Annotated in this window: 9 protein-coding genes; 4 read left to right on the plus strand and 5 right to left on the minus strand. The window is 72.5% G+C overall.

What is annotated here, in order from left to right:
• Nucleotides 1-129: 129 nt before the first annotated feature.
• Nucleotides 130-294, minus strand: a complete 165-nt coding sequence (locus CKO41_RS17010) for a rubredoxin (RefSeq protein ID WP_200255011.1) — start codon at nt 292-294, stop codon at nt 130-132.
• A gap of 145 nt (nt 295-439) precedes the next feature.
• Between CKO41_RS17010 and thiD the strand changes: the two genes are divergently transcribed.
• The 4 genes from thiD (at nt 440) to CKO41_RS17030 (ending at nt 5,278) form a co-directional block, all read left to right on the plus strand.
• Nucleotides 440-1,243: a bifunctional hydroxymethylpyrimidine kinase/phosphomethylpyrimidine kinase gene (gene thiD / locus CKO41_RS17015; protein WP_200255009.1), complete on the plus strand. Its 804-nt coding sequence runs from the start codon at nt 440-442 to the stop codon at nt 1,241-1,243.
• Entirely contained in the window at nt 1,240-1,872 is a 633-nt protein-coding gene (gene thiE / locus CKO41_RS17020; protein ID WP_200383152.1) for a thiamine phosphate synthase, read from the plus strand. Before thiD ends, thiE begins: the two co-directional genes overlap by 4 nt.
• The gene (gene hemL / locus CKO41_RS17025; protein ID WP_200383153.1) at nt 1,869-3,152 is read left to right on the plus strand and encodes a glutamate-1-semialdehyde 2,1-aminomutase; all 1,284 of its coding nucleotides are present in this window, start codon (nt 1,869-1,871) and stop codon (nt 3,150-3,152) included. Before thiE ends, hemL begins: the two co-directional genes overlap by 4 nt.
• A 113-nt stretch (nt 3,153-3,265) precedes the next feature.
• Nucleotides 3,266-5,278, plus strand: coding sequence for a bifunctional DedA family/phosphatase PAP2 family protein (locus CKO41_RS17030; protein ID WP_200383154.1), 2,013 nt, complete (start codon nt 3,266-3,268; stop codon nt 5,276-5,278).
• Nucleotides 5,279-5,628: 350 nt separating this feature from the next.
• On the opposite strand, the gene CKO41_RS17035 is transcribed toward CKO41_RS17030, so the two are convergent.
• The 4 genes from CKO41_RS17035 to lnt form a co-directional block, all read right to left on the minus strand.
• Complete coding sequence (locus CKO41_RS17035) at nt 5,629-6,273, minus strand: flavin prenyltransferase UbiX (RefSeq protein ID WP_200254586.1); 645 nt, start codon at nt 6,271-6,273, stop codon at nt 5,629-5,631.
• 10 nt (nt 6,274-6,283) lie between these two features.
• Entirely contained in the window at nt 6,284-7,660 is a 1,377-nt protein-coding gene (gene mpl, locus CKO41_RS17040) for a UDP-N-acetylmuramate:L-alanyl-gamma-D-glutamyl-meso-diaminopimelate ligase (RefSeq protein ID WP_200383155.1), read from the minus strand.
• 1 nt (nt 7,661) lies between these two features.
• Nucleotides 7,662-8,180 (minus strand): hypothetical protein, encoded by a 519-nt coding sequence (locus CKO41_RS17045; protein WP_200254590.1) that lies wholly within the window; start codon nt 8,178-8,180, stop codon nt 7,662-7,664.
• A 181-nt stretch (nt 8,181-8,361) separates the two neighbouring features.
• Complete coding sequence (gene lnt, locus CKO41_RS17050; protein ID WP_200254592.1) at nt 8,362-9,903, minus strand: apolipoprotein N-acyltransferase; 1,542 nt, start codon at nt 9,901-9,903, stop codon at nt 8,362-8,364.
• Nucleotides 9,904-10,382 lie beyond the last annotated feature (479 nt).

Consider the following 10,382-nt stretch of genomic DNA (forward strand, 5'->3'; position numbering starts at 1 on the left):
ATGGGCCTCCGCGGCCGCCGTCTCGACCGCTGCGAGAGGCGAGCATTCGCCTGCGCACCACCCAGTCGAGGATCGACCGCCAACCCTTCACCCTCAACGAAAAAGGCCGCAGAACGGATCAGCCCTGGTTCAATCATCGATCAATTCGAAATCCACCTTGCCGGCACCGCACTCGGGACACTTCCAGTCGGCCGGGACATCCTCCCAGGCCGTGCCGGCCGGGATCCCGTCCTCCGGCCAGCCCTGCGTCTCATCGTAGATCAGCCCGCAGACCAGACAGACGTAACGCTTCATCGACGACTCCAGATACTGTATTCGGGGCACGCTCGCCGCGCCCATCCGGCCACTCGACGGGGCGCCAAACGCGCTAGAATGGAGGCTCGCCGGCACGGGCCGGCGACGATCGCGTCATCCGAAGCCCGAGCAGCCCCGAGTCCGCATGCCCGACCCGTCTCCCCCCATCGTCCTGTGCGCCGGCGGCCACGACCCGACCGGGGGTGCGGGCCTCACGGCCGATGCCGAGGCGGTGCGCGCCGCCGGGGCCCATGCCCTCGGGCTCGTGACCTGCCTGACGACCCAGGACACCTGCGGCGTCGGCGGCGTCTTCCCGCAACCGATCGGACAGATTGAGGCCCAGTGGCGCGCCCTGAGCGCCGACAGCCCGATCGCCGCGATCAAGATCGGCCTCCTCGGCAGCGCCGCGGTGGCCGAGGCCGTCGAGGGCCGGGTGCGCGCGCACCCCGGCCTGCCGGTCGTCCTCGACCCGGTGCTGGCCTCGGGGGCCGGCGATCCGATCGCCGATGCGGCCCTCGTCGAACGCCTGCGCCATCACCTGCCCGGCGCCTGCACGCTGATGACGCCCAACCTCCCCGAGGCCCGCACCCTCGCCGGCGCGCAGGACCCCGACGCCTGCGCCGCCGCGCTGCGCCGGGCCGGTTGCCGCTGGGTCCTGATCACCGGCACCCACGCCGCCGAGGCCGAGGTCGTCAACCGCCTCTACGGCCCGGACGGCTGCCGCCACGCCTGGCGCTGGCCGCGCCTGCCGGGTCATTATCACGGCTCCGGCTGCACGCTGGCCAGCGCCATCGCCGCCCGCCTGGCGCGCGGCGATGAACCGATCGAGGCGATCGCCGCGGCCCAGGCCTACACCTGGGAGGCCCTGGCCCGCGCCCGACGCACCGGGCGCTGCCAGCTGACCCCGAACCGCCTCTTCGCCCTCGATGGGACCGAGGCCCCCGGATGATGGACCTGGCCGGCCTCTACCTGATCACGCCCGGGGCCGAGACACCGCGCGCGACCCTGCTGGCGCAGGTCGCTGCGGCGTTGGCCGGCGGCGCCCGGCTCGTCCAGTACCGCGACAAGTCGGGTGCCGCGGGCGAGCGCCTGGCGCGCGGCGTCGCGCTCCTCGATCGCTGCCGACGCGCCGGCGTGCCGCTGATCGTCAACGACGACGTCGAACTCGCCGCGACGATCGGCGCCGATGGCGTCCACCTCGGGCGCGACGACCCGGACCCCCGCGCGGCCCGCGCCCGCCTCGGGCGCACCGCGCTGATCGGCGTCTCCTGCTACGCCGACCTCGCGCGGGCGCGGGCCGCCGCGCAGGCCGGCGCCGACTATCTGGCCTTCGGCAGCTTCTACCCGTCGCCGACCAAACCGCACGCCGTGCGCGCCGCCCCGGCGCTGCTCGGCGAGGCGCGCGCGCTCGGGCGGCCATTGGTTGCGATCGGCGGCGTGACTCCAGACAATGGCGCCTCGCTGATCGCAGCCGGGGCCGACATGCTCGCGGTCGTCACCGGAGTCTTCGCCGCCCCGGACGTCACCGCCGCCGCCCGCGCCTACACCCGATTGTTCCCGACGGAGGAATCCAGATGACCCGTTCCCACGACCTCTTCGTCGCCGCCCAGCGCCACATCCCGGGCGGCGTCAACTCGCCGGTGCGCGCCTTCCGCAGCGTCGGCGGCGACCCCGTCTTCTTCGAACGCGCGGCCGGCCCCCATGTCGTCGATGCCGAGGGCCGTCGCTACATCGACTACGTCGGCTCCTGGGGGCCGATGATCCTCGGCCACGCCCACCCCGAGGTCATCGCGGCCGTCGCCGAGTGCATCCAGAGGGGTCTGAGCTTCGGCGCCCCGACCGAGCTGGAGACGGCGATGGCCGACAGGGTCTGCGAGCTGGTGCCGAGCATCGAGTTGGTGCGCATGGTCAGCTCCGGCACCGAGGCGACGATGAGCGCCCTGCGCCTGGCCCGCGGCTTCACCGGCCGTGACAAGGTCGTCAAGTTCGAGGGCTGTTATCACGGCCACGTCGATGCCCTGCTGGTCAAGGCCGGCTCCGGCGCCCTGACCCTCGGCGAGCCGAGTTCGCCCGGCGTCCCGGCGGCGCTGGCCGAGCTGACCCTGACGCTGCCCTACAACGACCTCGACGCCGTGCGCGACACCTTCGCCCGCGAAGGCGACCAGATCGCCGCCATCATCGTCGAGCCGGTCGCCGGCAACATGAACTGCATCCCGCCGGCCCCAGGCTTCCTCGAGGGGCTGCGCGAGGTCTGCGACCGCCACGGCACCGTGCTGATCTTCGACGAGGTCATGACCGGCTTTCGCGTCGCCCGCGGCGGCGCCCAGGCGCACTACGGCATCCGGCCGGATCTCACGACCCTCGGCAAGGTCATCGGGGGCGGCATGCCGGTCGGCGCCTTCGGCGGGCGGCGCGACATCATGGAGCGCATCGCCCCGCTCGGCCCCGTCTATCAGGCCGGCACCCTGTCGGGCAACCCGGTGGCGATGACGGCCGGCCTCAAGACCCTCGAGCTCCTCTCGGCGCCGGGCTTCTACGAGGCCCTCACGGCGACGACCGAGCGGCTGGTCGCTGGGCTGCGCGAGCGCGCCCAAGCGGCCGGCGTGCCCTTCAGCACCAATCAGGTCGGCGGCATGTTCGGGCTCTTCTTCACCGCCGAGCAGGTGACCGGCTATGCGCAGGCGACGCGCTGCAACCAGGAGCAGTTCAAGGCCTTCTTCCATGGCATGCTCGGGCGCGGCGTCTACCTGGCCCCATCGGCCTTCGAGGCCGGCTTCGTATCCGGGGCGCATGGCGATGCCGAGATCGAGGCGACGCTCGATGCGGCCGCTGCGACCTTCGCGGAGGTCGCCGGCTAACCGTGCCGTCCGGCCGCGGCCGTTCGCGATGCCTCGCACCCAGCCCGCCAAGGTGGGCCCGCAGGCAAGGCGCGACGCGCGGCCGGCACGCTGACTGAGCGTCCCGGCGCGCGATGGAGGCGCTGTTCCAGCAGTTCTTGGCCTGGGTCGCGGCCCACCCCGGTTGGGCGAACCTGATCCTGTTCCTGACCGCGCTGGCCGAATCCCTGGCCATCGTCGGCGTCCTCGTCCCCGGGGTCCTGATCATGCTCGTCGCCGGCGCCCTGATCGCCGCCGGCGTCCTCGACCTGCACTTGGCCTGGGCCGCCGCGACGCTCGGCGCCGTCCTCGGCGACGCGCTCAGCTACGCCCTCGGCCGCGTCCTCAAGGACCACGTCCGCCGGATCTGGCCCTTCTCGCGCCACCCCGAGAGCCTGGTACGCGGGGAACGCTTCTTCGCCCGCTACGGCGTCAAGAGCGTGGTCTTCGGCCGCTTCGTCGGGCCAATCCGCGCCGTCGTGCCGCTGATCGCCGGCACCATGGGGATGGGGGTACGCCGCTTCCTCGTCGCCAACGTCCTCTCGGCGGTCGTCTGGGCTCCGGCCTACCTGCTGCCCGGGATCGTCTTCGGCGCCTCGCTGACGCTCGCCGCCGAGGCGGCCACGCGGCTGGTCATCCTCGCCCTGATCCTGATCGCCCTCCTCTGGCTCGCGGCCTGGACGACGCGCCGGCTGTTCTGGCTCCTCAGTCCGCACGCCGGGGCCCGGGTCGCCGCGCTGCTGCGCTGGGCCGACCTGCACCCGAGCATGGGCAAGGTCGCCCGCGCCCTCGCCGACCCCGCCCACCCGGACGCGGCGACCCTGACGGGCCTGGCGGGCTTGCTGATCCTTGCGACCTTCCTGCTCGGGTTCGCGGTCAGCATCACGCTGATCGGCCCGGCCGCGCTCACCGTCAATCAGGCCGTCCTGGATCTCGGGCTGAGCCTGCGCACACCGCCGGCCGATACGCTGATGGCCGGCCTCAGCCGGCTCGGCGACCCGTTCGTGCTGCTCACGCAGGTGCTCATCGTCTTCCTCTACCTACGCTGGCGCCGCCACCGCCGTCACGCGAACTACTGGCTCGCGGCCGCGGCCTTCGCGCTGGTCGCCGCGCCGGCGCTCGGCTGGCTGCTCCAGGTGCCGCGCCCGGTCCCCGGGCTGATCGCACTGAGCCCCTGGTCCTTCCCCGGGATCCAGGTCCTCGGCGCGACGGTCGTCTATGGCTTCCTCGCCATCGCCATCGCCCGCGGTCTCGCGCCGCTGTGGCGCTGGGTGCCCTATGTCCTGGCGACCCTGTTGGTGACCGCGGTCGCCCTCGCACGGCTCTACTTCGGTGCCGAATGGCTCAGCGACGTCATCGGCTCGATCGCCCTCGGTCTGGCCTGGATCGCGGTGCTCGGCCTGGCCTTCCGCCGCCACAGCCAATTCGACCGACGCTGGCCCGGGCTGGTCGCCGTCGCCGCCTTGGCCCTCGCCGCCGGCTTCACGGCCCGCACCCTGACCGACCACGGCGCCAATCTGGCCCGTTACCGCCCGGTGCCCGAGCCGGTCGCGATCGCCGCCTCGGCCTGGCGCGACGGGGGCTGGCGGGCGTTGCCCGGTCAGCGCCTCGACCTCTGGCAGCACAACCGCCACCCGCTCGATCTGCAATACGCCGGCGCGCCGGCGCAGCTCGCCGAGCGCCTGGCCCCATTCGGCTGGCGGCCGGCCGAGACCCTCACCTGGCGCAGCGCGATCCGGTTCCTGTCGCCGACCCTACCGCTGGCCGAGCTGCCCGTGATCCCCCATGTCCACGACGGGGGCCACGAGACCCTCGTGCTCGTCAAGGACGAGGCCGGCGACGACACCCGTCTCGTGCTGCGGCTCTGGTCGACCCGCTACCGGCTCGACGGCCGGGTGCCGATCGGGGTCGGCAACGTCACGGTACAGCGCAAAGAGATCCTGGCCGGCCTCTTCGCCCTGCCGATCACCGGCGACGACTACCGGCCGGCCGCGGCGGTGCTCGCAGCGGCCCTGGCGGGGCAACCCGACCCGGGCGACGCCGCGCCACGGCTCCTCCTCTTGCCACCGCCCGCCGATCGGGATACCCCGGGAGACGATGCCCCGTAGGTCGGGTGAGGCGCGCCCGCACGGCCTTCGACAAGAACGAACGACTCGATGCGCGCCGTAACCCGACAGCGACCTCCGCGGGCGCAGCGTGGCCGGCTGTCGGGTTACGCCCCGAGGGGCTAACCCGACCTACGACCCTATTGCCACCGTGCGCCGATCGGGATGCCCCGGGAGACGATGCCCCGTAGGTCGGGTGAGGCGCGCCCGCACGGCCTTCGACAAGAACGAACGACTCGATGCGCGCCGTAACCCGACAGCGACCTCCGCGGGCGCAGCGTGGCCGGCTGTCGGGTTACGCCCCGAGGGGCCCACCCGACCTACGGCCCCGACGGGCGGCTCGGACGTGCCCGTCAGGTCGGGTCGGCCCCCTGCGGCTCGCCCCAGCGCCCGAGGAGACGGTGCGGCACGGCCAAGTGGTCGAGGACGCGCGCGACGATGAAGTCGACGAGGTCCTCGACCCGCGTCGGCCGGAAGTAGAAGCCGGGGCTCGCCGGCATGATGACGACGCCGGCGCGGGCCAGGCGCAGCATGTTCTCCAGATGGATAGTCGTCAGCGGCGTCTCGCGGATCACGAGGATCAGCTTGCGGCCCTCCTTCATGACGACGTCGGCGGCACGATCGATGAGGTCGTCGCTCAAACCGGCGGCGATGCTCGAGAGGGTGCCGGTCGTGCAGGGGCACACGACCATCGCGTCGGGCGGATTGCTGCCGCTCGCGACCGGGGCGGTCCACTGCTGGCGGCCGAAGACCCGCAGCTGACCCGGCGCGGCCGCGAGGCGCTCGGCGAACCAGGCCTCCGCGGCTGCCGCCTGGGCCGGCACCTCGAGCCCGACCTCGAGCTTCAGCACGACCTGGGCGGCCTGCGAGACGAGCAGATAGACCCGCACGCCGGCCCCGACCAGGCACTCGGCGAGGCGCAGGCCGTATTGGGTACCGGATGCGCCCGTGAGGGCGACCGTGACGGTGCGTTCCCAGCGCGACTTGGCGGCGCTCATCGGTCCGGGCTCACGGCGACGGCGTCTCGGCGGCCCGCTCGGCGAGCGCCGCGAGGAGCCGTTCATGGATCCCCTCGAAACCGCCATTGCTCATCACGAGCACCTGGTCGCCCGGACGGCTGTCGGCCACCAGCCGGGCGATCAGGTCGGCGACCCGCTCGGCGATCAGGACGCGCTCGCCAAGCCCGCCGAAGACGCCCGCCGCGTCCCAACCGAGCCCGCCGCCGGCATGGACATAGACCCGATCGGCGGCGGCCAACGCCGCCGGCAGGGCCTGGTTGTGCACGCCCAGGCGCATCGTGTTCGAGCGCGGCTCGAGGACGGCCAGGATGCGCCGGTCGCCGACCTGACGGCGCAGCCCGTCGAGGGTCGTCGCGATCGCCGTCGGGTGATGGGCGAAGTCGTCGTAGACGGTCACCCCACCGGCCTCGCCACGCCGCTCCATGCGCCGCTTGACGCCGGCGAAGCGCCCCAGTGCGGCGATGGCCGTCGCCGGCGGCACGCCGGCATGCCGAGCGGCGGCCAGCGCCGCCAGCGCGTTGGCCACGTTGTGACGGCCCGTCTGGCCCCAGCGGACCGTCCCGAGCGCCTCGCCGCGCCAGCGCACCTCGAACTGCGAGCCGTCCTCGGCGCCGAGGCGCGCTGACCAGTCGCCGCCGTCGCCGAGCGTCTCGCGGGGCGTCCAGCAGCCCATCGCCAGGACCTCGTCGAGGGCCGCGTCGCCCTGGGGATGGACGATCAGGCCCGAGCCCGGCACGGTGCGCACCAGATGGTGGAATTGGCGCTGGATCGCGGCCAGATCCTCGAAGATATCGGCGTGATCATGCTCCAGGTTGTTCAAGATCAGGGTCCGCGGCCCGTAGTGGACGAACTTGGAGCGCTTGTCGAAGAAGGCCGTGTCGTACTCGTCCGCCTCGACGACGAAGAAGGGCGCCGACCCGAGGTGGGCCGACAGGCCGAAGTTGCGCGGCACCCCGCCGATCAGGAAGCCGGGCGCGAGCCCCGCGTCCTCGAGGATCCAGGCGAGCAGGCTGGCCGTCGTCGTCTTCCCATGGGTGCCGGCGACCCCGAGGACCCAACGCCCGCCGAGCAGGTGCTCGCGCAGCCATTGCGGGCCAGAGACATAGGGCAGGCCGCGGTCGAGCATCGCCTCGACGGCCGGGATCCCACGGCGCATCGCATTGCCGACGACGACCACGTCCGGGGCCGGCTCCAGGTGCTCGGCCGCGTAGCCCTCCATCAGCCCGATGCCGGCCGCCTCGAGCTGGGTGCTCATCGGCGGGTAGACATTGGCGTCGGAGCCGGTGACTTGGTGACCGAGGGCGCGCGCGAGCAGCGCGATGCCGCCCATGAAGGTGCCGCAGATCCCGAGGATGTGCAGATGCATGTCAGCTCCCAGTCCCAGGGAAGAGGCCGCCGAGCAGGACCAGCGAGGCCAGCTCGTAGAGGATCGCGATGGCCGCGCCCTGGCCCAGGGTCACGCCCAGCGTGTGGCGCAGGATGTGGCCGCTGACGACGATGCTCCAGGCGAACAGCGCGAGCAGGAGCAGGGCGGCCAGCGTGCCGTCGCCGCCCGAGGGCTCGAGCGGCAGCAGACCGATCGGCACCAACGCCAGCAGGCTCAGCAGCGTCCCGGTACCGAGCAGGGCGGTGGCCGCCTGGAGGAAGCGCCCCGGGCGCCGCAGCCAGCCGAGCCCGAAGTAGAGCACGGTCAGGAGCAACGCGAGTTGGGCGAGGCTCTGGAGGACGCCGAGCGCGAGCGGCAGCCCGGCGATGAGGGCGGCGAGCACGCCGACGAGGAAGCTCGCGGCGAGCACCAGCCGGAAGAGCCAGTCGGAGGCGGGCAGGTCCTGCGGCGCCCGGCGCAGCAGACAGAGCTCGAAGAAGAATTGGATCAGCGCCTGCAACGCGACACCCCGCTGGAACCAGTCAGGCCACCATGATAACGGCAGCCCGTCGTTTCAGGCGACCGCCGAGGATGGGTTCCGACATCAGCGGCGCCGCGTCCGTCGCGTCGGCGCCTCGGGTCCAGGCGACGCCGCTCATCGCCGGCCGGGCGAGGCCCGCACCCCGCTGCGGCCGCTCGGGTCACCCGGCTCGTCCCGGGGGCGTTCCCGGGCGGCGGCCGGCGAGGAAGGCGGCGGCGGCCAGCAACAGGGTCGCCAGCGCGACCGCCGGCACATTGCCGAGCCGCACGAACGGCGTCGCCCCGCTGCGCGGCTGGATCGCCGCGCCGAAGGCGCCGCGCTCGAACGCCGGCACGATCCCGAGCAGGCGGCCGCGGTAATCGATGATCGCCGAGATGCCGGTGTTGGTCGCCCGCAGCAGCGGCCGGGCGTTCTCCAAGGCGCGCATCCGCGCGATCTGCAGGTGCTGGTGCGGCGCCAGCGAGTCGCCGAACCAGCCGTCGTTGCTGACGTTGATCAGGTAGGCGGCCTCGGGCAGGGCCTGGCCCAGCTCGGTCGGGAAGGCGTCCTCGTAGCAGATCGAGACGCCCACCGGGAGGCCATCGACCTGGATCAGGGGCCGGGCCATCGGGCCGCGGCTGAAGTCCGACATCGGCACCTCGAACCACTCGACGATCGGCCCCAGCCAGGGACGGAACGGCAGGAACTCGCCGAACGGCACCAGGTGGCGCTTGTAGTAGAGGCCCTCGGCGGTGCCGATGCTCGCGAGCCCATTGTAGTAGGCATCGCGCGCCGCATCGCGCACCGGCACGCCGAACACGAGGTCGACGCCCTCCTCACGCAAGCGCTCGGCGAGCGGCTCGATCAGGGGCTCGCGGAGTCGGTCGAGGAAGTCCGGCAGCGCCGTCTCGGGCCAGACCAGGACGTCGTTGTCGAGATGCTCGATCGTCAGATCGATGTAGTTCTCGATCGTCGGCAGCCGGGCGCTCTCGTCCCACTTGAGCGACTGGGGGACATTGCCTTGCAGGACGGCGGCGCGCAGCGGCGCGCCGCGCGCCTCGCTCCAGGGGATCGGCGCGAGGGCCGCACCGACGACATAGAGGAGCGCCAGCGCGGCGAGGGCGCCCCAGCGCGCCCATGGCGGTCGACCTTGCGCCCCCAGGGTCGCGACCCACAGCAGCCCGCCGGCGACGGCGACGACCAGGCCCAGACCATAGACGCCGACGAGCGGCGCGAAGCCGGCCAGCGGCCCATCGACCTGCGAGTAGCCGATCGCGAGCCACGGAAAGCCGGTGAAGAGCCAGCCGCGCAGCCACTCGAACAGGACCCAGGCCCCGGGCAGCGCGAGGAGCGGACCGACCCAGGCCGGGCCCCGGTCGAGGCGTGCGATCAGCCAACCGGCGAGGCCGTAGTAGAGGGCCACGACCGCGATGAACAGGCCGGCGAGCAGGTTGGCCGCCCAGGCGTCCATGTTGCCGAACTGGTTCATGCTGATCCGGATCCAGAAGACGCCCAGGCCCATCAGGCCGAGCCCGAAGGCCCAACCGATGCCGAAGGCGCCGGCCCCGCGGCGCCCGCGTAGCGCCTCGTAGAGGAGGGCGAGGGCGAGCGGCGCGAGCAGGTACCAGCCGAAGGGGGCGAAGGCGAGGACCGCGAGCGCGCCGGCCCCGAGGGCGAGGGCGGGTGCCCGCCAGGCGGCGAGGCGGGACGATGATGGGGCCATGGGCGTGAACCGAAGCAGGGCGACCGACGACTCGGGGGACGGTGCGCCCCAGTCTACCGGGAATCACCGCCGGGCACGACGCCCGGCCCCGCGACCTGGACCAGCGGGCCGTTCGCGGTCGCGCTTAGAAACGGCGCAGAAACCAACGATACGAGCACGCGGAAGACAAGAAACTACGACATGCGCGAAATGCGCGAAATACGCGAAATACGCGAAAAAACGCAGATTCTCCCGCGTATATTCTGCCTTTTCGCGTGTTTCGGTGCGTTTCGGTGCGTTTACTAGTGCAGCACTTCAGAAATCCCGAGGCTGTTCGTTGTCGTTGTCCTGATCGTAGTCCGATCGTCGATTACGACAACGATAGTCGTTGGAGGCGGTCTCGGAACATCCGCACTGCTGTACTAGTCGTCGAACGGCGTCCCGCGCTGGCGTTTGGTCGCGGCGCGCTGACGCTTGCCGGCGAGGCGTCGCTCCTTCGC

The organism is Thiococcus pfennigii (assembly GCF_016583835.1).
Classification (GTDB): domain Bacteria; phylum Pseudomonadota; class Gammaproteobacteria; order Chromatiales; family Chromatiaceae; genus Thiococcus; species Thiococcus pfennigii.